Origin of the sequence: Streptomyces sp. HUAS YS2 (genome assembly GCF_033343995.1) — a bacterium.
Lineage (GTDB): Bacteria > Actinomycetota > Actinomycetes > Streptomycetales > Streptomycetaceae > Streptomyces > Streptomyces solicathayae.
In genome coordinates, this window is sequence record NZ_CP137573.1 from 1,938,380 (window position 1) to 1,964,743 (window position 26,364).

Genomic DNA, 26,364 nt, shown 5'->3' on the forward strand with positions numbered 1-26,364 from the left:
CGGTGTCGGGTCGCAGTTGGCGGTGTCGGGTCGCGGATAAAGGATGACGATCGGATATTTTCCGTTCGTGACCATTTCTGTACGACGATTGACGGCTCTTGCCGTTTCGGGTGTTGCGGCGGGGGCTGCGCTGGGTGCGGTGCTCGTCGGCTGCGACACGGGGGGATCCGGAACCGACGCCGCGGCGCGGCGTGACAAGGCGGCGCCGTCGGCGAGCCGGTCCGCGAGCGCGGCACCGGGCGCGAAGCCGTCCGAGCGCGGTACCGCTTCCCCGTCCGCGAGCGCGGCGCCCGGCCCCGGCACCGCGCGCAAGGCGCCGCCGACGATGGCGCCCGGGCCGGGCGGCCGGACCGCGGTCTTCGAGCGCGGCGCCGCCGCGTCCGGCAAGGTCGTCGCGCTGACCTTCGACGCCGACATGACGGCGGACCAGGGACCGCGCGCCGCGGGCGGCGAGCGTTTCGACAACCCTCAGCTCATCGCCACGCTGCGCCGCCTGAAGGTGGACGCGACGGTCTTCATGACCGGCCGCTGGGCCGAGGAGTACCCGGACCAGGCCCGGGACATCGGCAACGACCCCCTGTTCGAGATCGCCAACCACTCCTACAGCCACTACGCCTTCGCCTCGCCGTGCTACGGCCTGCCGACGGTGGAGCGCGACGCGATGGCGAAGGACGTCCGCCGGGCGTTCGACGCGTTCGCCAAGGCCGGGGCGCGCAATGTCGTCCCGTACTTCCGCTTCCCCGGCGGTTGCTACGACGACGACGCCCTGCGCGCGCTCGGCCCGGCGAAGGTGACGGCGGTCCAGTGGGACGTGGTCAGCGGCGACGCGTTCGCCAAGAACGGCAACGCCGTCGCCGAGCAGGTCCTGGCCGGGGTGAAGCCCGGCTCACTGGTCGTCATGCACTGCACCCGCAGCGCGGCCCCGGTCACCGAGCAGGCGATCCGCCGCATCGTCCCGGAACTCCGCGCCCGCGGATACCACTTCGTGAAGGTCTCCGACCTGATGGCCGGCGCGGCCCCGTCGTCGCGGCGATGAGTCCGCGGGCGCCGGCAGGTCACCCCCGACCGGGAAAGCACCCACTGGGGAAGCACCGACCGAGACAGCACTGACCGAGCAGGAGCACGCCATGGGCCTCGTCCACATCGAGCTGTTCGCCACCCTCGACCTCGTCGCGCAGGCGCCCGGCGGCCCCGACGAGGACCCGATCGGGTTCCCGTTCGGCGGCTGGCAGGCACCCCTGCTGGACGAGGTCGCGGGCGCGCAGATCCTCGCCGCGTACGAGGGCACCGACGCCCTCCTGCTCGGCCGGCGCACGTACGACATCTTCGCCGCGTACTGGCCGCACCAGGAGGGCGGCCAGGACAACGAGATCGCCACGCTCTTCAACCGGATCCCGAAGTACGTGGCCTCCCGCGGCCGGCCCGACCTGTCGTGGCAGGGATCCACGCAGCTCGGCCCGGACCTCGTCGGCGCGGTGCGCGAGATCCGGGACCGGCACGAGAACATCAAGGTCGTCGGGAGCCTGAACCTCGTGCAGACCCTCCTGCGCGAGAAGCTCTTCGACCGGCTCGACCTCTGGGTGCACCCGATCGTGCTCGGCGTCGGGAAGAAGGTCTTCGACGGCGGCGAGGTCCCCACCAACGTCACCCTCCTCGAACCCCCTGCCGCGAGCCCGAGCGGCACCGTCCACCTCCGCTACGGCCTCGCCGAGGGCACGCCCGGGACGGGCGACATGACCGCACCCGACCGCGGGGTCAGCCGATGAGGAGGTCCCGCTCACGGGTGGCAAAGCGTGCCACCTGTGCATGCCATGCAGGATGCTCGCGCCCCTGAACCGCGGGCGGGCCCGGCAGATCGCCTGCCGGGCCCGTCACGAAGAGGCTCTCGCCGTCAGTTCGCCGAGGTCTTCTGGGGGGTCACTTCGCTCGGGCGGACGACGACGAAGCCCTCGCCGTCGAGGCGGAGCTGGACCGCCTCGCCGGAGCCGCCGCGGATCATGGAGCCGACGGACTGGGAGCGGTGGAGCGAGGTGTTCAGGTGGGCGCTCCAGCCGACGACCGCGTCCGTGTCGACGCAGACCGGGGCGTGCGGGGCGACGGGGATGACGATCGGCGCGCCCTCGCAGACCAGGGCGAGCTTGCCGTAGCCGGTGAAGACGCTGTTGAAGAGGCCGCCGCCGGTCATGCCGGCACCCTTCACCGTCTTGATCTCGTAGGAGAGGGTCGGGTCGAAGCAGAGCACGTTCCGGCCGTTGACGGTGAGCGCGTCGCCCTGCTCGATCTCGACGATGAAACAGTTCTGCGCCTCGTGCGCGAACCACGCCTCGCCCTGGCCGCGCACGGCCATCAGCGGCAGGCCCTCGCCGGTGACGGCGCGCTTGAGCATGCCGCCTATGCCCTGGCCCTTGCGCTCGAACTGGAGATCGCCGCGGAACGCGATCATGGAGCCCTGTCGGGCGTGCATCTCGCCGTTCACCGCGTACTTGACGGACTTGGCGTTCTGCAGGGTCATGCCGGGTGCGGTGGCCTGCTGCGCCAGATTGTCTACGGAAAAGAGATCGCTCTTCATGTCGGGCATCCTGTCCCGGAATTGAGCGTTCCGGCAAAAACCCTCCCACCCGGGTCCGATCACCGCGGTGGCAGACTGGGCGGGTGAGCACCGAAGACACCTCGAACACCGCCGACCCCCGCGACGAGGCCCCGCAGTTCGTGCTGCCGCTCGTCGTCCGCATCGAGAAGGCCGCGCCCCCGGCCCGTACCGACGCGCTGGAGACCGCGGCGCGCGCCGTCCTGGCGATCCTCGCCGACGAGCGGTCGAACGGGGAGGGCGAGTGGGCCCGGGCGATCAGCGACTGGCAGGACGCCCGGATCCGGAAGGTCGTCCGCCGGGCACGCGGCGCCGAGTGGCGGCGCGCCTGCGAGCTTCCGGGCATCACGGTCACCGGCGAGCACGCCGAGGTACGGGTCTTCCCGCCGGTCCCCCTGGACGGCTGGCCCAAGGAGCTGCTCAAGCTCCAGGTGTCCGGCACCGACCTGGACGACCCGGCCGCGCCCGGCGAACCCCGCCCCGGCGGCGCGGTGCTCTGGCTCAACCCCGAGCTCGACATGTCCGCGGGCAAGACGATGGCCCAGGCCGGGCACGGCGCGCAGCTGGTGTGGTGGCGGCTGTCCGACGCGCAGCGCAAGGCGTGGCGCGAGGCCGGGTTCCCGCTGGTGGTGCGGACCGCTCCGGCGGAACGCTGGGCGGAGCTCACCGGCAGCGGACTGCCCGTGGTCCGGGACGCGGGCTTCACCGAGATCGCGCCCGGCTCCTGCACCGTCGTGGGCGAGTTCCCGGGCGTCGACATCGCCGACACCGCGATCTGAACGGCCGGGACCGTCCGTACGTACCTCCCCATATCGTCAAGTGGGTTGAACCGCGGGGTCGGTTGGCGGTTCAGTCTGCGGTGTCAGGCTCGAAGCACGGGAGGCACAGCACAGTGTTGCGACGCGTCAACGGAACGGCTCTCATCATCGCGGCGCTGGTCGCCACGGTCGGCGCGCTGGCGTTCCCCGTCTGGTCGTACGCCGACCGCTCCGGCACCGGCCAGGCCAATCTCGCCGCGTCGTCCGTGGCCACCCAGTGGGGGCCGCTGTCCGCCACGGACCGGGACTTCCTCGTGAAGGTGCGGCTGGCCGGCCTGTGGGAGCTGCCGGCCGGCCAGCAGGCCATCGAACGCGCGCCCAGCCAAGCCATCCGGGACGCCGGCGACCATCTCGTCGTCGGCCACACCGACCTCGACCGGCGGGCCCGCGACGTCGCCGCGAAGCTCGGCGTCGAGCTGCCGAACCAGGCGAACGAACAGCAGCAGGGCTGGCTGCGGGAGCTGTCCGCGGCCCAGGGTGAGGAGTACGAGCGGAAGTTCGCGAACCTGCTGCGCAACGCGCACGGCAAGGTCTTCGCCCTGGTCGCCCAGGTCCGGCACACCACCCGCAACACCCTGATCCGGCAGCTCGCGAGCGACGCCAACCAGACCGTCCTGGACCACATCACGATGCTGGAGGCGACCGGCCTCGTCGACTTCGACGCGATCGCCAACGAGGCGGCGGGCCGGGCGACGGCCAGCCCGAGCGGTCCGCCGCCGCCGAACGGCAATCTGCCGCCCGCGCCGACGCCCGTCCTGCCGACCGGCGAGGACCAGTCGTTCACCTCGCGCCCGGTTCCAGGACCGGCGGTGAACACGAACCGCCCCTGAGTGACGGCGCCGCGCCCAAACCTCAAATCAACCTCTGAACGTCCATCCGTCTGGATTCGAACCCGTGCTTCGGGGTCATCAGCACAGGGACTGAAGGAGGGGGACATGGCAGAACTCGGCATCGGCATCGGCTGGCGGCCGGAGATCGCGGACGCGGTGGAGGGACTGCCCGGCGTCGACTGGGTGGAGGTGGTGGCCGAGAACATCTGCCCCGGCCATCTCCCCGACTCGCTGACCCGGCTGCGCGAACGCGGCGTCAAGGTGGTCCCGCACGGTGTCTCGCTCGGGCTGGGCGGCGCGGACCGCCCGGACGCGGGGCGGCTCGCGGACCTCGCGGCGAAGGCGGAGGCCCTCGGTTCCCCGCTGGTCACCGAGCACATCGCGTTCGTGCGCGCCGGGGGGCCGCTCACTGGAACGCCCGTCCTGGAGGCGGGGCACCTGCTGCCGGTGCCGCGCACGTGGGACGCGCTGGAGGTGCTCTGCGAGAACGTCCGCATCGCGCAGGACGCCCTCCCCGTGCCGCTGGCCCTGGAGAACGTCGCGGCGCTGATCTCGTGGCCGGGCGAGGAGCTGACGGAGGGACAGTTCCTGGCGGAGCTGGTGGAGCGTACGGGGGTACGGCTCCTCATCGACGTCGCCAACCTGCACACGAACCATGTGAACCGCGGCGAGGACCCGGCGAAGGCGCTCGCCGAGCTGCCGGTGGAGGCGATCGCGTACGTGCACGTCGCGGGCGGCGAGGAGCGCGACGGCGTCTGGCACGACACCCACGCCCACCCGGTTCCCCCTCAGGTCCTCGACGTACTCGCGGAACTGGCGTCCCGTGTCGCCCCGCCGGGCGTCCTGCTGGAACGGGACGACGACTTCCCCCCGGCGGAGGAGCTCGCCGCGGAACTGACGGCGATCGAGACGACGGTGCGGACGGCGCGGGCGAGCGTGCGGTCGGGTACCGGGCCGGTGGCGCTGCCGACGGCCGATGCGCGGCCCGACGCCGCGGCGGAATCGACGGCCGACGCCGACGCCGACGCCCCGGTCGCGCGCCCCCTGTTCGTGGGCGCCGGGGCCCGGGTCTCGGGCGGGCCGATGCCCGAGCCCGGCGACGCCGCGCTCGGCGCGCCGGACCGGGTGGCCGACGGCTCCGTCGACGCCTCCGAGGCGGCCCCCGAGCCCATGCCGCTCCTGGTCGGCGCCGGGGCCCGCGTCTCCGGCGGCCCGATGCCCGAGCCCGGCGAGGCCCCGGCCCGGGGCACCGGCTCCTCGGCCCCGGCCCCGGAGGCCGCGCGGGTCGACCGGGCCGAGGTCCCCGACTCCGACCGGACCGAGGCTCCGGCCCCCGGCGCCCGGGAGCGGGTCGGGCTGGCGCAGGCGGCGTTGCTGTCGGCGCTGGTCGCCGGGACGCCCGCGCCCGAGGGGTTCGACGCGCGGCGGCTGCGGGTGCAGAGCCGGGCCCTGGTCGCCAAGCGCGCCTCCGTCGTCGCCAAGGTGGCGCCGGAGCTGCCGGAGATCCTGGGGGCCGCGTACCGGCCCGCGTTCCTCGCGTACGCGACCGCACGGCCGATGCCGGGCAGCTACCGGCGCGAGGCGCTCGACTTCGCCGAGCACCTGCTGGTCGCCGGCCGCCCCGCCGACCCCGAGGTCCGCAGGCGGCTCACGTACTGGTGGCAGGACCGGGCCGGGGCCCGGCCGCCGGGGCGGGCCACCCGGCTCGTCCGCGCCGCCCGCGCCGTGCTGGCGGGGAGGTGACGGCCGTGAACGCACTCGCCGCACTGGTCTACCTCGCCGTCCTGGCCAGCCTGATCATGCTGATCGCCAGGATCTCGTCCTCCCGCGGCGGCCCCGGCGGGGCCGTGCACGACGTGTCCGAGGCGGCCTTCCTGCAGGGCGGCCCGGCGCGGGTCGTGGACAGCGCGCTCGCCGCGATGCAGGCCGAGGGCGTCATCGCCATCGGCGGCCCCGGCATCGTCGTCGCCCTCGGCCCGGGCGGCCGGCACCCCGTCGAACGCGCCGTGCTGCAGGAACTCGCGGCCGCGCCGCACGGCGCGCTGCACACCCTGCGGCTCGCCGTCATGCGCCACCCGGCGGTGCAGGAGATCGGCGACGGGCTCGCGGCGCGGGGGCTGCTCGTCACCCCGGCGGCGCGCCGCACGGTCGTCCGCTGGGCGGTCGCGCAGGGCTTCGCCTCGTTCGGGATGATCTTCGTGTCGGTGTTCCTGACGGTCATCACCCTCGGCGACTCGATCCCGTTCATCGCGAAGGTGGTTCCCGCCCTGGGGCTCGGCGTCGTCAGCGCGCTGATCTGCGGGGCGGTGGCCGCCGGCCGGGTCACCTCGGCCGGGCGGCGGGCGCTGCACGCCTACCGGCAGCAGGCGGCGTACCTGACGGACGCCGGGCACCTGGTCGCGCTGCGCGGCCTGGGCGCGCTGCCGGACCCCGAGCTGCGGGCCCAGCTGATCACAGCGGCCCGGATGCCGCGCACGCCGCCGTCCCGGCCGTTCGGCGACAGCGGCGACTCCTCGGACAGCGCGGCCGTCGTCACCGTGTGGTGCGCGGGCGTCAGCGGCGGTGGGGGCGGCTGCGGCGCCGGCGGGGGCGGAGGTGGGGGCGGTGGATCGTCGTGCTCCGGCGGCTCGTCCTGCTCCAGCGGCTCGTCCTGCTCGTCCTCCGGCGGTTCCAGCTGTTCGTCCAGCAGTGGTTCGAGCTGTTCGTCCAGCAGCGGTTCGAGCTGCGGCGGTTCGAGCTCCGGTTGACCGCGCGGCGCGCCGCGAGCGGCGGCCGGCGGCGGCCCGGTTCCGGATCGTGAGAAACCCATGGCGCGGGGCCCGGGCCGTCCCGTAGAACTCGGCCATGCTCTGGGTCCCGTTGCTCCTCGTCGCCTGCGCCGCGGCTGTCCTCAGTTCGGTCCGGCTCTGCCTCGCAGCGGTCACGGCCGCGCGGCCCGCCCCTCCGGAGTTCGTGCTCGGGGAGGACCGGGACCCCGGCCGCGAACTGACGCTTGCCGAGGCGGCCTACCTGTCCGGCGGTCCGCTGCGGGTCGCCGATCTGACCCTGGTGTCGATGCACCGCGCCCGCCGGCTGCTGCTCGCGCACACCGGCTGGGCGACGGTCGTCGACCCGGAGGGCCGGGACGACCTGGAGCGCTCGGTGATCGGTGCGATAGGCCCGGACGGGCAGGCCAGGACGACGGCGATACGCCCGGCGGTCGCCGCGGCGGATGCTGTACGGACCGTGGCGGACCGGCTGGTGACAGCGGGCCTGGCGGTGCCGGAGCCGGGCCGCCGCAGCGTCGCCGCCGGGGTGCGCGCGGTGTTCGCGTCACTGGTGCTGAGTCTGGCCCTCGCGGCCGGCGCGGTGCTGATCCTGCCTCAGGGGGTCTCGGTCACCCCGGTCCTGGCCTGGTTCTCGCTGCCGGTCGTGCTCACCCTGGGCTGTCTGCTCGCCGCCCGCGCGGAGGCGCATCCGTACCCGCACTGGGCCTCCCCCGCCGGTCAGGTACTGCTCGGCGAAGTCCCGGCGGCCGACGACCCGATGGCCGCCCTGGCGACGCGCGGCCCGCGGGCCCTGGCCGATCCGGGCCTCCGGGCCGCCCTCGACGCGCGGTAGCAGCATGCGGGCCCGCTCGTTTACGGGCCCCGGAAAGACGCCGGTGCGGCGCGCAGAGAGCGCGCCGCACCCGGAGCCGGACCCGGTGTCGCTGGAGCGGCGGACGGATCCCGTCCGCCGTCTGATCTTCCGGGTCGAGGGGTGACGGGCCGGCCGGCAGCCGGTCGTCACCAGGTTCGTACGGTGGTCAGGCCAGGCCCGCCACCAGGTCCGCCACGCTCTTGCGGCGCCCCGTACTGCGATTCCCGGGGGTCGACCCCCGGACCCCCGGCCCGGAGGCTCTACGCAAGCCCGGCCACCAGGTCCGCCACGCTCTTGCGACGCCCCGTGTAGAAGGGGACCTCCTCGCGGACGTGCAGCCGGGCCTCGGAGGCGCGCAGGTGGCGCATCAGGTCGACGATGCGGTACAGCTCGTCGGCCTCGAAGGCGAGGATCCACTCGTAGTCGCCGAGCGAGAACGAGGCGACCGTGTTGGCGCGGACGTCGGGGTAGCCGCGGGCCATCTTGCCGTGGTCCGCGAGCATCCGGCGACGGTCCTCGTCCGGCAGCAGGTACCAGTCGTAGGAGCGCACGAAGGGGTAGACCGAGACGTAGTCGCGCGGGGTCTCGTCGGCCAGGAAGGCCGGGATGTGCGACTTGTTGAACTCGGCGGGGCGGTGCAGCGCCATGTTCGACCAGACCGGCTCCAGAGCGCGGCCCAGCTTGGTGCGGCGGAAGAGGTTGTACGCCTCCTGGAGCTCGTCCGAGGTCTCGGCGTGCCACCAGATCATGACGTCGGCATCGGCGCGCAGGCCGGAGACGTCGTACGTGCCGCGGACGGTGATGTCCTTGGCCGCGAGCTGGTCGAACAGCTCCTGGACCTCGTCGGCGTAGCCGGCCCGGTCCTCGGGGAGAACGTCGCGCAGCTTGAAGACGGACCACAGGGTGTAGCGGATGACCTCGTTGAGGTCCTTCGCCTTCTTACCGGCGTTCGGGATCTTTTCGGGCGCACTCATGCGTCCATTCTCGCCCGTCACGGACAGTGCCCGGCACCAGGGTCGGTGGTTTTCGACGTGGCGATGATCTCGTCCGCGGCCCGGTGGGCCGAGGCGACGCAGGCCGGGACGCCGACGCCGTCGTACACCGCGCCCGCGATCCGCAGCCCGGGGAGCTTGGCGACGGCGTCGCGGATGCGTTCGACGCGGGTGAGGTGGCCGACCGGGTACTGCGGCAGGCCGTCGATCCAGCGGGTGACGGTGGTGGCGGCGGGGCGGGCCGTGAGGCCGACGGCGGCGCCCAGGTCGGTCAGGGACGCGGCGACGAGCTCGGCGTCGTCGCGGTCGAGCTGCGCCTCCTCGCCGTGCCGGCCGACGGAGGTGCGCAGCACGAAGAGGTCCGGGGCGGCGTCGGCCACCCAGCTCCACTTCTGGGTGGAGAAGGTCGAGGCCTTGATCGTGCGTCCGTCGACGGGCGGGACGAGGAAGCCGGAGCCGGGCAGGCCGCTGAGGTCGGCGCGCCGGAAGGCGAGGGTGACCAGGGCCATCGAGGCGTACTCGACCTGGCCGAGTTCGGCGGAGGCGGCGGGCGACTCGGCGGCCAGCAGCTCGGCTGCGGACCAGGCGGGGGTGGCGAGGACGACGCCGTCGGCGTGCAGCACCCGGTCGCCGGTGACGACGCGCCAGCAGGTGCCGGGGCCGGCCGTCCCGTCCGGACCCGCCGGGACGCGGCGCAGTTCGGTGACCGGGGCGTGGGTGAGGATCTCGCCGCCGGCGGCCCGGATCGCGTCGGCGACCGCTGCGGGCAGGACGCCGATGCCGCCCCGGATGCCGAGGAAGGCGGAGCCGCCGAGGCCGGTGGCCGCGCCGGCGGCGTCGGACGGGGTCGCGGCGCCGGCCCGCTGGACGGCGCGGACGGCCTCGCCGAGGGTGCCGTGGGCGCGGGCCTCCTCGAAGAGCTTGGGCACGGCGGCCCGCATCGAGATCTTGTACGCATCGCCCGCGTACACCCCGCCGAGGAGCGGTTCGACGAGCCGGTCGACGACCTCGCGGCCCATCCGGTCGGCGACGTACGCGCCGATGGCGACGTCCTCGCCGAGTTCCGCCGGGGGCAGTTCGCGGTCCTGGTCGACCCGGCGCAGCCCCTCCTCGGAGAGCAGTCCGGCCAGCGCGCCCGCGTCGCCGGGCACGCCCATGACGTGGCCCTTGGGCATGGGGCGCAGTTCGCCCCGGCTCCACACCGACGCGGTGGTGGTGGCGGGCGCGAGCATCCGCTCGCCGAGGCCGACGGCACGGGCCAGCGCGACGGCCTCGGGCCGGCGGGCGAGCAGCGACTCGGCCCCGAGGTCGACGGGCGCCCCGGCGATCTCCCCGGCGTGCAGCTTGCCGCCGACCCGGTCGGTCGCCTCCAGGAGGGTCACCCGCACCCCGGCGCCGGCGAGCCGGTGCGCGGCGGCGAGCCCGGCGATGCCACCGCCCACGACGACGACATGCCGCCCGTCCGGCGCCGCCGGGGTACCCGCTCCTGTGTCCGCGTTCATGCCCCCACTCTCTCAAACGCCCGGCGGGTGCCCGCGCCCGCCCACCGCCTGTTCCGAGTCCGGAACGTGACCGCATCGCTACCGGGGAACGGCAACCCGCGCCCCGCCCCGTACGTCGAAAGGGCACCATTCGGCCACCACATCCCTGGGGGGACCCCATGCGTGGAACACGGACCTTCGCGGCGGCGCTGCTCGTCGCGTCGCTGGCACTGGCGGGCTGCGGCGCGAACGACGACGCCGGCGGCTCGGCGGCGGACGCCAAGGGGCTGACGGCGGAGAAGCCGGCCGACGCGGGCGCGGAGGCCGCCAGAGACGGCGCCCCGGACGCGGCGCCCGGGGGCGGCGGCGCCGAGAAGCCGGCGGGCACCGAGAACCCGGCGGCCGTGCCCACGCAGCACGTCATCCGTACCGCCGAGCTGTACGTCGAGGTCGCGAGCGCGCCGAAGGCGCTGGCGGCGGCGCGCGGCGTCGTCGCCCGGGCGGGCGGGCACGTGGCGAGCGAGACGACCGAGCGGGTCGACGACACGCACGTGACCTCGCGGGTGGTGCTGCGCGTCCCGCAGGAGCGGTACGACTCCGTCCTCGGTGAGCTGGCCGGCGGCGGGAAGCTGATCTCCCGGAAGGCGGACGCCAAGGACGTCACCGAGCAGGTGGTGGACGTGGAGAGCCGGATCGCGACCCAGCGGGCCAGCGTGGACCGGGTCCGCAAGCTGATGGACCAGGCCACGAAGCTGGCCGACGTGGTCACCCTGGAGAGCGAGCTGAGCCGCCGCCAGGCGGACCTGGAGTCGCTGCTCGCCCAGCAGGCCTCGCTGAAGGACCGTACGACGATGGCGACGATCACCCTGGAGCTGTCCGAGACGGAGCGGCCGACGAAGGCCGAGGACGACACCCCGGGCCTGCTCGACGCCCTCGGCGGTGGCTGGAACGCACTGGTGACCGCGGCGACCTGGCTGGCGATCGTGCTCGCGGCGCTCGCCCCGTGGCTCGCCGTCCTCGCCGTGCTGTACGCGGCCTGGCGGTGGCTGGTCCGCCCGCGCCTGGCGAAGCGGTCTGCCGCCCCGGAGCCGGCGTCGACGCGTACGGCGACGCCCGCACCGACGTCGACGCCCGCACCGACGTCGGCGTCCGCACCGGCGCCCGTGCCCGCGCCGCGACCTGACGGAGCCTCCGCCGCGCCCGCCCCCGAGGAGGACTGAACCCCCGCCCCGACGTAGCGTGTTCGCATGAGGGAGCGACTGGTCGTCATCGGCGGCGACGCGGCGGGCATGTCCGCCGCGTCGCAGGCCCGCAGGCTCAAGGGCCCCGAGGAGCTGGAAATCGTCGCCTTCGAGCGCGGCCACTTCTCCTCGTACTCGGCCTGCGGCATCCCGTACTGGGTCGGCGGCGACGTCGCCGCGCGCGACGAGTTGATCGCGCGCTCGCCGCGGGAGCACCGTGCCCGGGACATCGATCTGCGCATGCGGACCGAGGTGACCGAGCTGGACGTGCCGGGGCAACGGGTGCGCACCCGCGACCTGGAGAGCGGCGCCGAGTCCTGGACCGGCTTCGACAAGCTGGTGATCGGGACCGGGGCGCAGCCGGTGCGGCCGCCGCTGCCGGGGATCGACGCCCCTGGCGTGCACGGGGTGCAGACCCTGGACGACGGCCAGGCTCTGCTCGACTCGCTGACGGCGCTGGAGACCGACGGCGCCACGGGGGTCCCCCCTGCCGGGGCGCGTCCGGGAGCTCGGGGGAGGGCGGTCGTGGTCGGCGCGGGGTACATCGGCGTGGAGATGGCCGAGGCGCTGCTGAACCGCGGCTACGAGGTGACGGTGCTCAACCGGGGCCCGCAGCCGATGGCCACCCTGGACCCGGACATGGGCCGGCTGGTGCACGAGGCGATGGACGGTCTGGGCATCACGACGGTCGGCGACGCCGAGGTCACCGCGATCCGGACGGGCTCGGACGGCCGGGTGCGGGCGGTGGCGACGGCGGACGCCGAGTACCCGGCGGACGTGGTCGTCCTCGGCATCGGCGTGCGGCCGGAGACGACGCTGGCGCGGGCGGCGGGGCTGCCGCTCGGCGGGCACGGCGGGCTGCTGACCGACCTGGCGATGCGGGTGCGGGGCCACGGGAACATCTGGGCGGGCGGCGACTGTGTGGAGGTGCTCGATCTGGTGTCGGGCCGCGAGCGGTACATCCCGCTGGGCACGCACGCCAACAAGCACGGCCAGGTCATCGGCTCGAACGTGGGCGGCGGGTACGCGACCTTCCCGGGCGTGGTGGGCACGGCGGTGAGCAAGGTGTGCGCGCTGGAGATCGCCCGGACGGGCCTGCGCGAGAAGGACGCCCGCGAGGTGGGGCTGCGGTACGTCTCGGTGACGATCGAGTCGACGAGCCGGGCCGGCTACTACCCGGGGGCGGCCCCGATGACGGTGAAGATGCTGGCGGAGCGGCGTACGGGACGGCTGCTCGGCGTGCAGATCGTGGGCCGGGAGGGCGCGGCGAAGCGGGTGGACATCGCGGCGGTGGCGCTGACCGCGGGGATGACGGTGGAGGCGATGACGGCACTGGACCTGGGGTACGCGCCGCCGTTCTCGCCGGTCTGGGACCCGGTCCTGATCGCGGCGCGCAAGGCGGTGGCCGCCGTTCGGGCGGCAGAGTGACCCGACCGGGCCACGACGCGTGGTGACGGTTTGCGAGCGTTCGGGCACCATGCGTCACTGATCGCATGATCAGACACACCGTGCGAGCGCTCTGCGCCGCCTCCCTCGTCATAGCCCCGCTCGCCCTGAGCACCCCCGCCCAGGCCGTGACCTGCACGGTCAACGGCTTCCCCCGAAGCGCCACCAACCTGACCGGCACGCCCGGTAGCGACTACATCCGCTGCGCGTCGGTCCCCGCCAACCACTCGGTCGACGGTCTCGGCGGCAGCGACTACATCGTCATCGACGGTTCCGTGGGAACCATGGCCGCGGTACGCGGCAACACCGGCAACGACTACCTGCAGATCGGCGGCAACAACGCCGGCGTCGTCGACGGCGGTCTCGGGACCGACTTCTGCCGGGTCGCCACCGGCAACCTGCCGATCAACTGCGAGGCGGGCTGACCCTTCACGGCCCCGGCCCGCCACCCCGAACGGGGGTGGCGGGCCGGGGCCGTGCCGCGGGGGACCGTCAGACGGCCGTCTTGGTGTGGACGTACTCCACCAGGCGGGTCAGCGCGTCCGGGTCGGTCGTCGGCAGCACCCCGTGGCCGAGGTTGAAGATGTGCCCCTCGAGGCCGCTCGCGGCGGCCAGGACCTCGTCCGTCTTGGCCTCCACGGCCTCCGGCGTGGAGAACAGCACCGCGGGGTCCAGGTTGCCCTGGAGAGCCTTGCCCGGGCCGACGCGGCGGGCGGCCTCGTCCAGCGGCACCCGCCAGTCGACGCCCACGACGTCCGCGCCCGCCTCGCCCATGAGGCCGAGCAGCTCGCCGGTGCCGACGCCGAAGTGGATGCGCGGCACGCCGTACGAGGCGACCGCGTCGAACACCTTCGTCGAGGCGGGCATCACCGAGCGGCGGTAGTCGGCCGGGGCGAGCGCGCCCACCCACGAGTCGAAGAGCTGCACGGCGGACGCGCCGGCCTCGATCTGCACCTTGAGGAAGGCCGAGGTGATCTCGGCGAGGCGGTCGAGCAGGTCGGCCCACAACTGCGGGTCGCCGTACATGAGCGCCTTGGTGTGCTCGTGGTTGCGGGACGGACCGCCCTCGACGAGGTAGCTCGCGAGGGTGAAAGGCGCGCCCGCGAAGCCGATCAGCGGAGTGCCGCCCAGCTCCTGCGTCAGCATGCCGATGGCCTCGGTGACGTACGAGACGTCCTCGGGGGTCAGGTCGCGCAGCCGGGCCAGGTCCTCGCGGCGGCGGATCGGGTCGGCGACGACCGGGCCGACGCCGGGCTTGATGTCGAGGTCGATGCCGATGGCCTTGAGCGGCACCACGATGTCGCTGAAGTAGATCGCGGCGTCCACCTTGTGGCGGCGCACGGGCTGCAGCGTGATCTCGGTGACCAGCTCGGGCCGCATGCACGACTCGAGCATGGGGATGCCCTCGCGGACCTTCAGGTACTCGGGCAGCGACCGCCCGGCCTGCCGCATGAACCAGACCGGCGTGTGCGGCACGGGCTCACGGCGGCACGCCTTCAGGAAGGCGGAATCGTACGTCTTCGACTGGCCCGAGGGGCTTCCGTTGGCACTCACGCCCAGAATCTTCGCATGTGCGGGGAAGCCGCCCGCGCGGGCCGGGTGTCCCTCCCTGCGCGAGGGCCCCGTTCCGCCTACTCTTCCCCGCATGGCTGCGGCTCAGGGACATTCTTCCGATCATTCCGACGACACCGGAAAGGCGGGCGGCACGGGGCAGGAACCCGTGCCGCCCGTCTTCCGGAAGGCGGTCGAAGGACTGCGTTCGGCGCGGCTGCGGCCGGAGATCGAGATCGATCCGACGCGCCCCCCGCAGCGGCTCGCACCGTTCGCGTACGCACTGGAGGCGGCGGTCGTCTCGGGCGAGGAGGATCTGGCGGACGGCCGCCTGGTCCTGCTGCACGACCCGTCCGGGCACGACGCCTGGCAGGGCAACTTCCGTCTGGTGACGCTGGTCCGGGCGGAGCTGGAGCCGGAGATGGCGGCGGACCCGCTGCTGCCGGAGGTCTGCTGGTCCTGGCTGACCGGGGCGCTGGAGGCGCGCGGTCTCGGGTACGGGGAGGCGAGCGGCACCGTCACGCAGGCGGGGTCGCACTACTTCGGCGGGCTGGCGGAGCGGCGGCCGGCCAGCCAGATCGAGATCCGGGCGTCGTGGACGCCGCGCGAGGGCCTCGGCGGGGTGCCGGACACGGCGGCGCACCTGGCCGCGTGGTGCGACCTGCTGTGCCAGGTCGCCGGGCTGCCACCGTCGGGGCAGGGCGCCGGGGAGAACGGAACGGGGACGACGGCGGGCGCGGGCGTGGTGTCGTTGCCGCAGCGGCGGGGACCGCAGCAGGCGTGACCGGTGCCTTTTGCGGCGCCGGTACGGGAGCGCTCCCGTACCGGCGCCGCGCTGGTCCTGCGCTGGTCCAGGGCCCGGGTCACTCGTAGGATGATCGATCACGTGTCCGAATTGCCCTAAATGTTACTCACCAAATCGTGATCTTTCTCTAAAGGCGGGCGGCCGAGCTGCCGAAGAGGTCAATGACCCTTCAGGCAGGGGTCCACCCCCGGCTTCTTCCCCGAGCCGGCTCCGTCCCGCACCTTCCCCCCAGGAGGCCTGGTGTCCGTTCTCCTCGAGCAGCCCGCAAGCCTGGTCGCCTACCGCCCGAACAAGCCGACGGCCATGGTCGTCGTGGCCGACCCACGCGTCCGTTCCACCGTCACCCGCCACCTGTGGGCGCTCGGCGTGCGCGACGTCATCGAGGCGTCGTCCATCGCGGAGGCCCGTCCCCGCGTCGGCAACCCGCGCGACATCTGCGTGGCCGACGTCCACCTGCCCGACGGTTCCGGGCTCACCCTGCTGTCCGAGACCCGCGCCGCGGGCTGGCCGAACGGCCTCGCCCTCTCCGCGGCCGACGACATCGGCGCCGTCCGCAACGCCCTCGCCGGCGGTGTGAAGGGCTACGTGGTCACCGGAACCCGTACCAACATCGGCCACCCCACCCGCCCCGGCGCCGCCCCCATCGGCTCCGCGGCGGCCCGTATGCACCGCCGCCCCCCGGGTGCCCCGAGCCACCCGGGCGGCTACCGCGAGCTCTCCGGCCGTGAGGTCGAGGTGCTCCGGCTCGTCGCCGAAGGCCAGTCGAACAAGGCCATCGGCGTCTCGATGGGCCTGTCCGCGCTGACCGTGAAGAGCCACCTCGCCCGCATCGCGCGCAAGCTCGGCACGGGTGACCGCGCCGGGATGGTCGCCGTCGCGCTGCGCACCGGCATCATCCACTGACGCCCGACACGGCAGCCGCGCCCGTCGACGGAACGTTCCGTCGACGGGCGGCGTCCGTTCACGGATACCCTTGACTGGTGACCGACGCCCAAGAGACCGCAGCAGACACCGCACTGCGCACCACCGGGGGCGGCCCCCCGGACGAAGATGTCCCTGCCGACGGGCTGCCGATCCCCCTTCTGGAACCGCGCGAGGGCATTCCGCCCGTCGTGGAGACCGACGACGCCCTGCGTGAGGTGATCGCCTCCTTCGCCGCAGGCCGCGGGCCGGTGGCGGTCGACGCCGAGCGGGCGTCCGGCTACCGCTACGGGCAGCGCGCGTACCTCGTCCAGCTCCGGCGCGAGGGCGCCGGCACGGCGCTCATCGACCCCGTCGGCTGCCCGGACCTGTCCGGGCTCGGCGAGGCGCTCGACGGCGTCGAGTGGATCCTGCACGCGGCCACCCAGGACCTGCCCTGCCTGCGCGAGATAGGCATGGTCCCCACCTCCCTGTTCGACACCGAGCTGGCCGGACGGCTCGCGGGCTTCCCGCGCGTCGGCCTCGGCGCGATGGTGGAGTCGGTACTGGGCTACGCCCTGGAGAAGGGCCACTCCGCGGTGGACTGGTCCACCCGCCCGCTGCCCGAGCCCTGGCTCCGGTACGCCGCGCTGGACGTCGAGCTGCTCGTCGACCTGCGTGACGCACTGGAGAAGGAGCTCGACCGGCAGGGCAAGCTGGACTGGGCCCTCCAGGAGTTCGACGCGATCGCCTCGGCCCCGCCCGCGCCGCCCCGCAAGGACCCGTGGCGCCGGACCTCCGGCATGCACAAGGTGCGCCGCCGCCGGCAGATGGCGGTGGTGCGCGAGCTGTGGCAGGCGCGTGACGCGGTGGCGCAGCGACGGGACGTCTCGCCGGGCAAGGTGCTGAGCGACGCGGCGATCGTCGAGGCGGCGCTGGCCGTGCCGGCGAACGTGCAGGCGCTGATGGCGCTGCCGGGGTTCGGCCACCGGATGGGACGGCGGCAGTTGGAGCAGTGGCAGGCGGCGGTGGACCGGGCGAAGGCCCTCCCCGACGCGCAGCTCCCGCAGCCCGGCCAGCCCGTCGCGGGCCCGCCCCCGCCGCGCGCCTGGGCGGACAAGGACCCGGCGGCGGCGGCCCGCCTCGCGGCGGCCCGCACGGCGGTCTCGGCGCTCGCGGAGGAGCTGAACCTCCCCCAGGAGAACCTGATCACCCCGGACACGGTCCGCCGCGTCTGCTGGGAACCCCCGGCCGACGGCGACGTGGCGGCGGCACTGCGCACGTACGGCGCGCGCCCTTGGCAGGTCGAACTGGTGACCCCGTTGCTCGTGAAGGCGCTGACGGCGAGCGCGTAGTCCTGCGGGAAGAGCCCCCGGCGCCCGGGGGCTCTTCCTTCCTACGCGGGGCTGAGGTTGCCGTCGGTGTCCATGTTGAAGACGCCCTGTGTCTTGCCGTCGACCTTGAGGTGCTTCAGCCAGTGCTTCGAGAGGTTGTGCACGTTCTTGTGCTGCGTCTCCCACACCACCGTGTGGCCCGCGCAGGCCAGCTTGACCATGAGCTTGTGGTCGCCCGTGATGGCGTCGTAGAGCGCGGGAACCGAGAAGTTGAGTTCCGGGTCGGTGCTGGGCGGCGACGTGTTCACCGTGGCGTCGTGCTCCCCGTACACGATCAGGACGGGCACGCGTCCGCCGAGGACACCGCCCTGCGCCGCCGTCGTCTTGTTCCAGCCCCACCGGACGAAGTTCCGGATCCGATTGAGGCCCTCGGGCGGTCCCCAGTTCCTGCCTACCGGGTCACTCTCCATCACCGCGGCCCACGCCTTCTCGACGATGCCGAGTTCGCGCTGACCGTCGCAGCCCAGTTCCCTGTTCCACCCCTGCTCCAAACCCCACCTCGTGCCCAGGAACATCGGGAAGCCGGGCTGCGGCAGCGTGCTCGGTGGGGTCGATGTGCCGTCGGGCGGGAAGACCGGCGCCAGCAGGAAGAGACTCTCCACCCTGGTGGGATTGTTCACCGCGTACGGCCCCATCGTGAGCCCCGCAGCGGAGTAGCCGACGAACGCGACCTTGTCCACGTTGCGCTCTTTGCGGATGTACTCCACGACGGTGTGCAGCTCGTCCCGGTCGCTGTTCGAGTTGTTCAGCTGGAACTTGTACTCCACCGGGCCCGGGGTGAATCCCGGTGGCCTCGGCGTCAGGAGGTTCTGGTTGGCGGGGCTGGCATTGCGGGGCTCGTTCATCTTGGGACGTGGCGACCGTCCGGAGCCCTGGAGGTCCATCATGAAGACGTCGTAGCCGGCCTTGGCCAGGTGCTCCGCCCAGCTGTAGGACGTGTGCTGGAGATCGAAGGCCGCAAGCGCCGGAATGCTCCGGCCGTGCAGCATGAGGACGGCCTTGCGCTCCGGGAGGAGCCCCAGGGGCGTGCCGTCCCGCTCCCGCACGAACAGCTCGACGGGGTCGTTCTTGTTCGCGGGGACAGTGGACTTGTGGGGGACCAGGAGGTCGTTGGTGACGATCGGCATGGGGATCCTTTCCGTGCGCTCGGTCCGGGCCTCGCGCCCGGGTTGTGCCAGCCTCGGTCCGATGTGCGCCCGGCGCGCACGGCACGGCCGCCGGTCTGGGCAAATCGGGTTGCAGAACCCTCCGATCGGACGGGCGCACGGACGGGGCGCACATGTTCGGGCGTGGGGCGCGGGATGTGACCTTCGCCGCTCCGGCCCAGGGGACTGGGCAGCCTGGTTACCCGCAAGTAGCATGGGGGGAGCAAGCGCGCGCTTAGTCGCGTGCCGCAGCAGTGCCATCCCGCACCCTGGAGGAGAGCCATCGTGCCTCGTACCGTCAGGGACGTCGTCTTCGTCGACGGCGTCCGCACCCCGTTCGGCAAGGCGGGCCCGAAGGGCATCTACCACGAGACCCGCGCCGACGATCTCGTCGTGAAGGCCATCCGGGAGCTGCTGCGCCGCAACCCGGACCTCGACCCCAAGAAGATCGACGAGGTCGCCATCGCCGCGACCACGCAGATCGGCGACCAGGGTCTGACCCTCGGCCGCACCGCCGGCATCCTCGCCGGCCTCCCGCAGTCGGTCCCGGGCTACTCGATCGACCGCATGTGCGCCGGCGCGCTGACCGCCGTCACCTCGGTCGCCGGCTCCATCGCCTTCGGCGCGTACGACGCCGTCATCGCCGGCGGTGTCGAGCACATGGGTCGTCACCCCATGGGCGAGGGCGTCGACCCCAACCCGCGCTTCGTGTCGGAGAAGCTCGTCGACGAGTCCGCCCTGTTCATGGGCATGACCGCCGAGAACCTGCACGACCGCTACCCGACCATCACCAAGCAGCGCGCCGACGAGTACGCCGTGCGCTCGCAGGAGAAGGCCGCCAAGGCGTACGCGGACAACAAGATCCAGCCCGACCTGGTGCCGATCTCCGTCCGCCGCACCAACGCCGAGGCCGGCGAGACCGGCTGGGGCCTGGTCACCGCCGACGAGCCGATGCGTCCGGGCACCACCCTGGAGTCGCTGGCCAACCTGAAGACGCCGTTCCGCGTCCACGGCAAGGTCACCGCCGGTAACGCGGCCGGTCTCAACGACGGCGCCACCGCCTCGATCATCGCCTCCGAGGACTTCGCCCGCGCGAACAACCTCCCGGTGAAGATGCGCCTCGTCTCGTACGCCTTCGCCGGCGTCGAGCCCGAGGTCATGGGCTACGGCCCGATCCCGGCGACCGAGAAGGCGCTGGCCCAGGCCGGCCTCTCGATCGAGGACATCGGCCTCTTCGAGATCAACGAGGCCTTCGCGGTCCAGGTCCTGGCGTTCCTCGAGCACTACGGCATCGCCGACGACGACGCCCGCGTCAACCAGTACGGTGGCGCGATCGCCTACGGTCACCCGCTGGCCTCCTCCGGCGTGCGTCTGATGACGCAGCTGGCCCGCCAGTTCGAGGAGAACCCGCAGGTCCGCTACGGCCTCAACACCATGTGCGTCGGCTTCGGCATGGGCGCGACGGTCATCTGGGAGAACCCCCACTGGGAGGGCAAGTGAGCACCACCGCCGAGCTTCTGAAGGGCGCCGCCGAGCTCTTCCCGGACGAGGTCGTCACCAGCGCCCACGTACGGCACTTCGAACTGCCCGCGGGTGCGGGCCGGTTCGCGCTGATCACGCTGGACAACGGCTTCGACCACACCAAGCCGACCACCTTCGGCCCGCAGTCCCTGGCGAATCTGAACGTCGCCATCGACCAGGTCGAGAAGGAGGCGTCCGAGGGCTCGATCGTCGGCGTCGGCATCACCGGCAAGCCGTTCATCTTCGCCGTCGGCGCCGACCTCAAGGGTGTCGAGCTGCTGAAGCGTCACGAGGACGCGCTGGCCATCGGCAAGGGCGGCCACGACGTCTTCAAGCGTCTGTCCGCGCTCGCCGTCCCGACCTTCGCGTACTACAACGGCGCGGCCATGGGCGGCGGCGTCGAGGTCGGCCTGCACTGCACCTACCGCACCGTGTCGAAGGCGCTGCCCGCCTTCTCGCTGCCCGAGGTCTTCCTCGGCCTGGTGCCCGGCTGGGGCGGCTGCGCGATCCTGCCGAACCTGATCGGCGCGGAGAAGGCCGTCTCGGTCATCATCGAGAACAGCCTCAACCAGAACCGTCAGCTCAAGGGCAAGCAGGTCTTCGAGCTCGGCATCGCCGACGCGCTGTTCGAGGGCGCCGACTTCCTGGAGCAGTCCCTCATCTGGACCGCCCGGGTCCTCAAGGGCGAGGTCACCGTCGAGCGCCCGGAGATCGACCGCGGCGAGGGCTGGGACCAGGCCGTCGCCAAGGGCCGCTTCATCGCGGACTCCAAGGTGCACGGCGCCGCTCCGGCCGCCTACCGCGCGCTGGACATCATCGCCGCGGCCAAGGACGGCGACCTGCAGGCGGGCTTCGACGCCGAGGACACGGCCCTGGCCGACCTCATCATGGGCGGCGAACTGCGCTCCGGCATCTACGCCTTCAACCTGGTGCAGAAGCGCGCCAAGCGCCCCGCCGGTGCCCCGGACAAGTCGCTGGCGCGTCCGGTCACCAAGGTCGGCGTCGTCGGCGCGGGCCTGATGGCCTCGCAGCTGGCGCTGCTGTTCCTGCGCCGCCTCGAGGTGCCGGTCGTGCTGACCGACATCGACCAGGAGCGCGTCGACAAGGGTGTGGGCTACGTCCACGCCGAGATCGAGAAGCTGCTCGGCAAGGGCCGCATCAACCAGGACAAGGCCAACCGCCTCAAGGCCCTGGTGACCGGCGTCCTGGACAAGGCCGAGGGCTTCGCGGACGCGGACTTCATCATCGAGGCCGTGTTCGAGGAGATGTCGGTCAAGCAGAAGGTGTTCGCGGAGGTCGAGGCGGTCGCCCCGGCGCACGCGATCCTCGCCACCAACACCTCCTCGCTGTCCGTCAGCGAGATGGCCTCGAAGCTCCAGCACCCGGAGCGCGTGGTCGGCTTCCACTTCTTCAACCCGGTCGCGATCCTCCCGCTCCTGGAGATCGTCCGCGGCGAGAAGACCGACGACGCCTCGCTGGCCACCGCCTTCGGTGTGGCCAAGAAGCTGAAGAAGACCGCGGTCCTCACCAAGGACGCCCCGGCGTTCGTCGTGAACCGCATCCTGACCCGCTTCATGGGCGAGATCCAGAACGTCATCGACGAAGGCACCTCGGTCGAGACGGCCGAGAAGGCCATCGAGCCGCTCGGCCTGCCGATGTCGCCGCTGGTCCTCCTGGAGCTGGTCGGCCCGGCGATCGGTCTGCACGTCTCCGAGACCCTGAACCGCGCCTTCCCGGAGCGCTTCACCGTCTCCCCGAACCTGACGGCCGTCGTCAAGGCCGGCAAGCGCGGCTTCTACGTCTACGACTCCGGCAAGCCGGAGCTGGACCCCGAGGTCGCCGCCCTCCTCGAGCAGGGCGACGTCGTCCTGACGGAGGAGCAGGTCCGCGACCGCGTCCTGGACGCGGTGGCGCAGGAGATCGGCCTGATGCTGGAGGAGGGTGTCGTCGCCGAGGCGCAGGACATCGACCTCTGCCTGATCACGGGCGCCGGCTGGCCCTTCCACCTGGGCGGCATCACGCCGTACCTGGACCGCGAGGGCGTCTCCCAGCGCGTCAACGGCAAGCCGTTCCTGGCGCAGGGCGTGGCGAGCGTCCCGGCCTAGTGCCGCGGGCTCACAGCTGAGGCCGGTGGCCCGCATCCCCTTCCGGGGGTGCGGGCCACCGGCTTTTCCGGCGTCCTCCCCCTCCGCTCCCGGCCGTCGCGGCGTAGGCTCCGTACCGGAAGAAAGGATCTTGCTGTGGATGCTCGTCCGACCGAACCCGGTGACCCGCGTGGGGGCTTGGGGGACCACGCCGCCGAACCGGCGACGGCGGCCTTCGTCGCCCATCGCAATCTGCTCTTCACCGTCGCGTACGAGATGCTCGGCTCGGCGGCCGACGCCGAGGACGTCGTCCAGGAGACCTGGCTGCGCTGGGTCGACGCCGATCGGGAGCAGGTACGCGACGAACGCGCCTATCTGGTCCGCATCACCACCCGGCAGGCACTCAACCGGCTCCGCACGATGAAGCGCCGCAGGGAGTCCTACGTCGGCCCCTGGCTGCCCGAACCCCTGCTCACCGCACCGGACGTGGCCGAGGACGTCGAACTGGCCGAGAGCATGTCGATGGCCATGATGCTGGTCCTGGAGACGCTCGGCCCGACCGAGCGCGCCGTCTTCGTCCTGCGCGAGGTCTTCGACGTCGGCTACGAGGAGATCGCCGAGGCGGTCGGCAAGACCCCGGACGCCGTCCGCCAGATCGCCCACCGCGCCCGCAAGCACGTAGAGGCCCGCCGCCCCCGCAACACGGTGTCCCCCAACGCCGCGCGGACCGCGCTGGATTCGTTCCGGCGCGCGCTCGTCACCGGCGACGTCCAGGGCTTCCTCGACGTGCTCGCTCCCGAGGTCGTGCTGATGAGCGACGGCGGCGGCATCAAGCAGGCCGCGGCACGGCCGATCGTCGGCGCGGACAAGGTGGCCCGCTTCATCGTCGGCGGCGCGGCCAAGTTCGGCGTCGCCGTCACCGGCGAGCTCACGACGCTCAACGGCAACCCGGCGCTCGTCCTGCGCCGGGACGGCGAGCTCGACGGCGTACTGACGGTCCGGGTCGAGGACGGCCTCGTCACCGGCCTGTTCTTCGTCCGCAACCCCGAGAAGCTGACCCGCGTCGCGACCGGGACCCCGCTCAGCCTGCGCTGAACACGGCCGCGACGACGACGGCGGTCCTGACGCTCAGCGCGGCAGGACCGCGATCGCCGTGGCGACCTTCCGCTCCCCCACCGGGTCGCCCGCGGCCTCGCGCGGGCTGTTGCGCAGTTCGCCGTCGACGACCATCGAGGTCGAGCCGCCGCCGTCCAGGTTGAGCCCGTCGACTGCGCCCAGCGAGCGCAGCAGTTCCGCGGACTCGGCGAGGGTGGCGCCCTCGCTGACGCCGGGGTCGCGCCCGTCGACGGTGACGAGCAGGACGGCGCCGTCGGCGGTGACGCCGGCCAGCGTCCGCGGCGGCCGGTCGGCGGCGGCGAGTTCGCGCTCTCCGAGCGCGACCCGGCCGTTCTCCAGCAACCTGGCGCCGCCGCCGATCGCCGAGTCGACCAGGCCGGTGAGGTCCGTTCCGTCGGGGTCGGTCATGGGCATCGCGACGTCGAGCCGCTCGCCGGTACGGGCGTGGTCGCGCAGCCAGTCGGCGCCCGCTCCGATGCCCTGGAGCACGCGGGTGCCGCGGGGCACCGGTCCGCTGCCCGGGGAGCGCAGGCGGCGTACGGTGCCGTCCTGGGCGAGCACCGCCTCGACGCCGTCGCGCCGCCCGCCGGGCGTGTCGACGCCCCAGTCGGAGGTGTACTCGACGATCTCGTCCGGGTCGCTGCACAGGCCCGTGCGCGCGTCCTTGCGCAGCGGGCGCCCCTCGGCGGCGAGCCGGGCACTGTCCGCTCCCCCGCAGGCCCGCAGCCGCCCGGTGACCCGGTCGACGCCGTCGAGGGGGCGTGCGGCTCCGTCGCCGGCGGTGATCCGGCCGCGGGTGGAGACCTCGGTGATCCGGGCCTCGATGCGACCGTCCTTCTGGCCCAGGAGCAGAGCGGCACCGTCGTTGCGGGCCTCGCTGAGCAGCCGGCCGCCCTCGGCGTACAGGCCCACCGGGTCGCCCTGGTAGCCGCCGAAGGCCTTGCCGCCCTGGATGTCGAAGTACGAGCCGTTGACGGCGGCGAGCGCGCCGACCCGGCCGGCGACCTGGCGCACGGTCTGCGGGACGGCGAGGGTCCTGCCGTGCACGGCGGTGAGCCGGGCCTCGGCGTCGGGCGCGACGCGGAGCACGGCGATCCGTACCGGGCCGGCCGGGCCGCGGCGGGTGGACTCCTGGTAGCCGACGCCGGGGGCGATCGTCCGCTCGAAGGTCGGGGCGGACGAGCGGGACGGCGCGACGGACGGCGAGGCGGTGGGGCGCGGTGCGGCGCCGCCCTTGTCGTCGGGGGACGCGGTGCACGCCCCGGTCGTCGCCAGCAGGACGAGGGCGAGCGCCGCGGCCGAGCGTCGTGCCGCGGGTCTACCCATCCGCGGGCAGCGCGCCGGGCGAGTCGCCGAGGCCGCCGATGTGGACCACGATCTCCTGCTGGACGCGGTGCCCGAACTCGTCCTCGAAGGTGCACGAGAAGCCGTCGTAGCCGAGGAAGTCGGGGTTCGCCTGGTAGGTGAGGCCGCCGCCGGGCGCGTGGAACAGCGTGCCGTTGGCGGGGAACGAGCTGCCGGTGAAGCGCAGCCCGTCGGCCGGCTGGTAGTCGGCCGGGATGGTGAACCGGCCGCCGGGGTTGAGCTGCATGGAGCGACCGGCCAGCCAGTGCCGGCGGACCCGGAAGCCGAGGTGGGAGACGTTCATCGAGGAGACCAGCTTCTCCCCGTCGGTGCGCTTGACGCCCACCACGATGCGCGGGAGGAGGTAGGAGGCCTCCGGCGCGTCTTCGTCGATCTTGACGGTCATGGTGGCGGTGCGCGGCTCGGCGCCGGAGGAGTACGTCGCGTAGCGCCCGTTGCCGAGCTTGCCGAGGCCCTTGTGGCGGACGACCTTCGTCACGCCCTCGAAGATGTCGCCGAGGAGGTAGCCGTACACCCGGTACGGGGCGTCCTGCGGGGTGATCGACAGCGCGAAGTTGAACTTCTGCCCGGGGACGAGCGGGCGCAGCGGGTCGACGTCGGAGAACAGCTCCAGGTGGCCGCCGTACTGCGGGGTCTCCGGGTGGCTGACCCAGGAGCGGGCCAGCGGGTACCAGTCGCTCATCGGACTACCTCGCTCACGCGGGACTTGGTCAGGTGCTCGAAGACGTCGTCCGGCAGCCAGGTGATCTCCTGCTCCGGTATGTGCGCGTCGAGGTTCCGGAAGCAGCCGGGGTGGAGCAGGCCCTGGGCGTACAGCTCGCGGGAGATGAACCGGGCGCATTCGATGACGCCCTGCGGCCTGAGGTGGGTGTTGTCCTCGACGCCGTCCGGGTAGTTCGGGCTCTCGCCGGGCCGCAGGTAGACGAAGACCTTCTTGCTCTCCTCCGCGCCCAGCTGCTGCCACCAGTTGCAGGAGAACTCGTGCAGGTCGATGAGCGGGACGGAGACGGACTGGGCGAGTTCGCGGATGGCCTGCGGGTAGACGCCGAGGCTGCGGCGCATGTTGCCGTACGCGTCGAACACGCGGCGCTCCTGGCCGGGTATCAGCACCGGGTGGGCGCCGCGGGCCCGGGCGCCGTCGACGTACTTGCGCAGGTAGAACTGGAAGTCGGAGAACGGCGCGCTGAAGCGGCCGGCCTCGGAGCGCATGTCGTTGTGCCCGAAGGAGACGAGCAGCAGGTCGCCGGGGGCGATGTTGTCCAGGATCCAGGCCAGCCGGCCGCGCTCGTAGAAGCTGCGGGAGCTCGCACCGGCCCGGGCGCAGTTGACGACCTCCACGCCCTGCAGGAACAGGTCCATGGCCTGTCCCCAGCCGGCCATCGGGGCCATGCTGATCTGGCGGGTGCAGACCGAGGATCCCCCCGCGAGGAAGATTCGTTTCATCCGACCGTTCATCCCTGCTCGCCT

24 protein-coding genes are annotated in these 26,364 nt (G+C 73.1%); 16 read left to right on the forward strand and 8 right to left on the reverse strand.

Features of this window, described 5'->3' with window-relative positions; all coding sequences use genetic code 11:
- Positions 1-67 precede the first annotated feature (67 nt).
- Together R2D22_RS08805 and R2D22_RS08810 are read left to right on the forward strand one after the other, a co-directional pair.
- Positions 68-1,036 (forward strand): polysaccharide deacetylase family protein, encoded by a 969-nt coding sequence (locus R2D22_RS08805; RefSeq protein ID WP_411976993.1) that lies wholly within the window; start codon positions 68-70, stop codon positions 1,034-1,036.
- A gap of 91 nt (positions 1,037-1,127) precedes the next feature.
- Positions 1,128-1,766, forward strand: coding sequence for a dihydrofolate reductase family protein (locus R2D22_RS08810; protein WP_318102438.1), 639 nt, complete (start codon positions 1,128-1,130; stop codon positions 1,764-1,766).
- 125 nt (positions 1,767-1,891) lie between these two features.
- On the opposite strand, the gene R2D22_RS08815 is transcribed toward R2D22_RS08810, so the two are convergent.
- Positions 1,892-2,569: an AIM24 family protein gene (locus R2D22_RS08815; protein WP_318102440.1), complete on the reverse strand. Its 678-nt coding sequence runs from the start codon at positions 2,567-2,569 to the stop codon at positions 1,892-1,894.
- Between the two features lie 83 nt (positions 2,570-2,652).
- Here R2D22_RS08815 and R2D22_RS08820 point away from each other — a divergent pair, with 83 nt between their 5' ends.
- The 5 genes from R2D22_RS08820 (at position 2,653) to R2D22_RS08840 (ending at position 7,835) form a co-directional block, all read left to right on the forward strand.
- A complete protein-coding gene (locus R2D22_RS08820; RefSeq protein WP_318102441.1) occupies positions 2,653-3,366 on the forward strand; it encodes a peptidyl-tRNA hydrolase in 714 nt (237 codons plus the stop codon).
- A 116-nt stretch (positions 3,367-3,482) separates the two neighbouring features.
- Positions 3,483-4,235: a DUF4142 domain-containing protein gene (locus R2D22_RS08825; RefSeq protein WP_318109655.1), complete on the forward strand. Its 753-nt coding sequence runs from the start codon at positions 3,483-3,485 to the stop codon at positions 4,233-4,235.
- Positions 4,236-4,340: 105 nt separating this feature from the next.
- Positions 4,341-5,978, forward strand: a complete 1,638-nt coding sequence (locus R2D22_RS08830) for an MbnB/TglH/ChrH family RiPP precursor modification enzyme (RefSeq protein ID WP_318102443.1) — start codon at positions 4,341-4,343, stop codon at positions 5,976-5,978.
- 5 nt (positions 5,979-5,983) lie between these two features.
- A complete protein-coding gene (locus tag R2D22_RS08835) occupies positions 5,984-6,982 on the forward strand; it encodes a TIGR04222 domain-containing membrane protein (protein WP_318102445.1) in 999 nt (332 codons plus the stop codon).
- Positions 6,983-7,079: 97 nt separating this feature from the next.
- Entirely contained in the window at positions 7,080-7,835 is a 756-nt protein-coding gene (locus tag R2D22_RS08840; protein ID WP_318102447.1) for a TIGR04222 domain-containing membrane protein, read from the forward strand.
- A 281-nt stretch (positions 7,836-8,116) separates the two neighbouring features.
- Here R2D22_RS08840 and hemQ read toward each other — a convergent pair whose 3' ends face one another.
- Complete coding sequence (gene hemQ, locus R2D22_RS08845; RefSeq protein WP_318102449.1) at positions 8,117-8,830, reverse strand: hydrogen peroxide-dependent heme synthase; 714 nt, start codon at positions 8,828-8,830, stop codon at positions 8,117-8,119.
- A 17-nt stretch (positions 8,831-8,847) separates the two neighbouring features.
- A complete protein-coding gene (gene hemG / locus R2D22_RS08850) occupies positions 8,848-10,350 on the reverse strand; it encodes a protoporphyrinogen oxidase (protein ID WP_318102451.1) in 1,503 nt (500 codons plus the stop codon).
- Positions 10,351-10,508: 158 nt separating this feature from the next.
- Between hemG and R2D22_RS08855 the strand changes: the two genes are divergently transcribed.
- From R2D22_RS08855 to R2D22_RS08865, 3 genes are all read left to right on the forward strand, one after another.
- The gene (locus tag R2D22_RS08855) at positions 10,509-11,549 is read left to right on the forward strand and encodes a DUF4349 domain-containing protein (RefSeq protein ID WP_318102452.1); all 1,041 of its coding nucleotides are present in this window, start codon (positions 10,509-10,511) and stop codon (positions 11,547-11,549) included.
- A gap of 27 nt (positions 11,550-11,576) precedes the next feature.
- The gene (locus R2D22_RS08860) at positions 11,577-12,998 is read left to right on the forward strand and encodes an FAD-dependent oxidoreductase (protein WP_318102453.1); all 1,422 of its coding nucleotides are present in this window, start codon (positions 11,577-11,579) and stop codon (positions 12,996-12,998) included.
- 65 nt (positions 12,999-13,063) lie between these two features.
- Positions 13,064-13,441: a hypothetical protein gene (locus R2D22_RS08865; RefSeq protein ID WP_318102455.1), complete on the forward strand. Its 378-nt coding sequence runs from the start codon at positions 13,064-13,066 to the stop codon at positions 13,439-13,441.
- 67 nt (positions 13,442-13,508) lie between these two features.
- Here R2D22_RS08865 and hemE read toward each other — a convergent pair whose 3' ends face one another.
- Positions 13,509-14,570 (reverse strand): uroporphyrinogen decarboxylase, encoded by a 1,062-nt coding sequence (hemE, locus tag R2D22_RS08870; protein ID WP_318102457.1) that lies wholly within the window; start codon positions 14,568-14,570, stop codon positions 13,509-13,511.
- Positions 14,571-14,661: 91 nt separating this feature from the next.
- On the opposite strand from hemE, the gene R2D22_RS08875 reads away from it, so the two are divergent.
- From R2D22_RS08875 to R2D22_RS08885, 3 genes are all read left to right on the forward strand, one after another.
- Positions 14,662-15,351, forward strand: a complete 690-nt coding sequence (locus tag R2D22_RS08875; RefSeq protein WP_318102459.1) for a DUF3000 domain-containing protein — start codon at positions 14,662-14,664, stop codon at positions 15,349-15,351.
- A gap of 261 nt (positions 15,352-15,612) precedes the next feature.
- Complete coding sequence (locus R2D22_RS08880) at positions 15,613-16,275, forward strand: LuxR C-terminal-related transcriptional regulator (protein WP_188272546.1); 663 nt, start codon at positions 15,613-15,615, stop codon at positions 16,273-16,275.
- A 77-nt stretch (positions 16,276-16,352) separates the two neighbouring features.
- Positions 16,353-17,627: a ribonuclease D gene (locus R2D22_RS08885; RefSeq protein ID WP_318102461.1), complete on the forward strand. Its 1,275-nt coding sequence runs from the start codon at positions 16,353-16,355 to the stop codon at positions 17,625-17,627.
- Positions 17,628-17,668: 41 nt separating this feature from the next.
- Here R2D22_RS08885 and R2D22_RS08890 read toward each other — a convergent pair whose 3' ends face one another.
- Entirely contained in the window at positions 17,669-18,793 is a 1,125-nt protein-coding gene (locus tag R2D22_RS08890; protein WP_318102463.1) for an alpha/beta fold hydrolase, read from the reverse strand.
- 303 nt (positions 18,794-19,096) lie between these two features.
- Between R2D22_RS08890 and R2D22_RS08895 the strand changes: the two genes are divergently transcribed.
- The 3 genes from R2D22_RS08895 (at position 19,097) to R2D22_RS08905 (ending at position 23,511) form a co-directional block, all read left to right on the forward strand.
- On the forward strand, positions 19,097-20,311 hold the full coding sequence (locus tag R2D22_RS08895; protein WP_318102465.1) for a thiolase family protein: 1,215 nt from the start codon (positions 19,097-19,099) through the stop codon (positions 20,309-20,311).
- Complete coding sequence (locus tag R2D22_RS08900) at positions 20,308-22,437, forward strand: 3-hydroxyacyl-CoA dehydrogenase NAD-binding domain-containing protein (RefSeq protein ID WP_318102467.1); 2,130 nt, start codon at positions 20,308-20,310, stop codon at positions 22,435-22,437. Before R2D22_RS08895 ends, R2D22_RS08900 begins: the two co-directional genes overlap by 4 nt.
- Before the next feature lie 177 nt (positions 22,438-22,614).
- A complete protein-coding gene (locus R2D22_RS08905) occupies positions 22,615-23,511 on the forward strand; it encodes an RNA polymerase sigma-70 factor (protein ID WP_318109657.1) in 897 nt (298 codons plus the stop codon).
- Positions 23,512-23,544: 33 nt separating this feature from the next.
- Here the strand turns inward: R2D22_RS08905 and R2D22_RS08910 are convergent, their stop codons facing one another.
- Genes R2D22_RS08910 through R2D22_RS08920 form a run of 3 tightly spaced genes read right to left on the reverse strand, consistent with a single transcriptional unit; the run spans position 23,545 to position 26,340 of the window.
- A complete protein-coding gene (locus tag R2D22_RS08910; RefSeq protein WP_318102469.1) occupies positions 23,545-24,858 on the reverse strand; it encodes a phosphodiester glycosidase family protein in 1,314 nt (437 codons plus the stop codon).
- Positions 24,851-25,579: an Ig-like domain-containing protein gene (locus R2D22_RS08915; RefSeq protein WP_318102471.1), complete on the reverse strand. Its 729-nt coding sequence runs from the start codon at positions 25,577-25,579 to the stop codon at positions 24,851-24,853. Before R2D22_RS08915 ends, R2D22_RS08910 begins: the two co-directional genes overlap by 8 nt.
- Positions 25,576-26,340 (reverse strand): rhamnogalacturonan acetylesterase, encoded by a 765-nt coding sequence (locus tag R2D22_RS08920; RefSeq protein ID WP_318102474.1) that lies wholly within the window; start codon positions 26,338-26,340, stop codon positions 25,576-25,578. Before R2D22_RS08920 ends, R2D22_RS08915 begins: the two co-directional genes overlap by 4 nt.
- Positions 26,341-26,364 lie beyond the last annotated feature (24 nt).

Excerpts from the sequence above, each read along its gene's own strand:
- R2D22_RS08875 (WP_318102459.1), top strand. The coding sequence starts at position 14,662 with ATGGCTGCGGCTCAGGGACATTCTTCCGATCATTCCGACGACACCGGA.
- R2D22_RS08910 (WP_318102469.1), bottom strand. The coding sequence starts at position 24,858 with ATGGGTAGACCCGCGGCACGACGCTCGGCCGCGGCGCTCGCCCTCGTC.
- hemG (WP_318102451.1), bottom strand. The coding sequence starts at position 10,350 with ATGAACGCGGACACAGGAGCGGGTACCCCGGCGGCGCCGGACGGGCGG.
- R2D22_RS08890 (WP_318102463.1), bottom strand. The coding sequence starts at position 18,793 with ATGCCGATCGTCACCAACGACCTCCTGGTCCCCCACAAGTCCACTGTC.
- R2D22_RS08920 (WP_318102474.1), bottom strand. The coding sequence starts at position 26,340 with ATGAAACGAATCTTCCTCGCGGGGGGATCCTCGGTCTGCACCCGCCAG.
- R2D22_RS08860 (WP_318102453.1), top strand. The coding sequence starts at position 11,577 with ATGAGGGAGCGACTGGTCGTCATCGGCGGCGACGCGGCGGGCATGTCC.
- R2D22_RS08855 (WP_318102452.1), top strand. The coding sequence starts at position 10,509 with ATGCGTGGAACACGGACCTTCGCGGCGGCGCTGCTCGTCGCGTCGCTG.
- R2D22_RS08840 (WP_318102447.1), top strand. The coding sequence starts at position 7,080 with ATGCTCTGGGTCCCGTTGCTCCTCGTCGCCTGCGCCGCGGCTGTCCTC.
- R2D22_RS08915 (WP_318102471.1), bottom strand. The coding sequence starts at position 25,579 with ATGAGCGACTGGTACCCGCTGGCCCGCTCCTGGGTCAGCCACCCGGAG.
- R2D22_RS08830 (WP_318102443.1), top strand. The coding sequence starts at position 4,341 with ATGGCAGAACTCGGCATCGGCATCGGCTGGCGGCCGGAGATCGCGGAC.
- R2D22_RS08810 (WP_318102438.1), top strand. The coding sequence starts at position 1,128 with ATGGGCCTCGTCCACATCGAGCTGTTCGCCACCCTCGACCTCGTCGCG.
- R2D22_RS08815 (WP_318102440.1), bottom strand. The coding sequence starts at position 2,569 with ATGAAGAGCGATCTCTTTTCCGTAGACAATCTGGCGCAGCAGGCCACC.
- R2D22_RS08865 (WP_318102455.1), top strand. The coding sequence starts at position 13,064 with ATGATCAGACACACCGTGCGAGCGCTCTGCGCCGCCTCCCTCGTCATA.
- hemQ (WP_318102449.1), bottom strand. The coding sequence starts at position 8,830 with ATGAGTGCGCCCGAAAAGATCCCGAACGCCGGTAAGAAGGCGAAGGAC.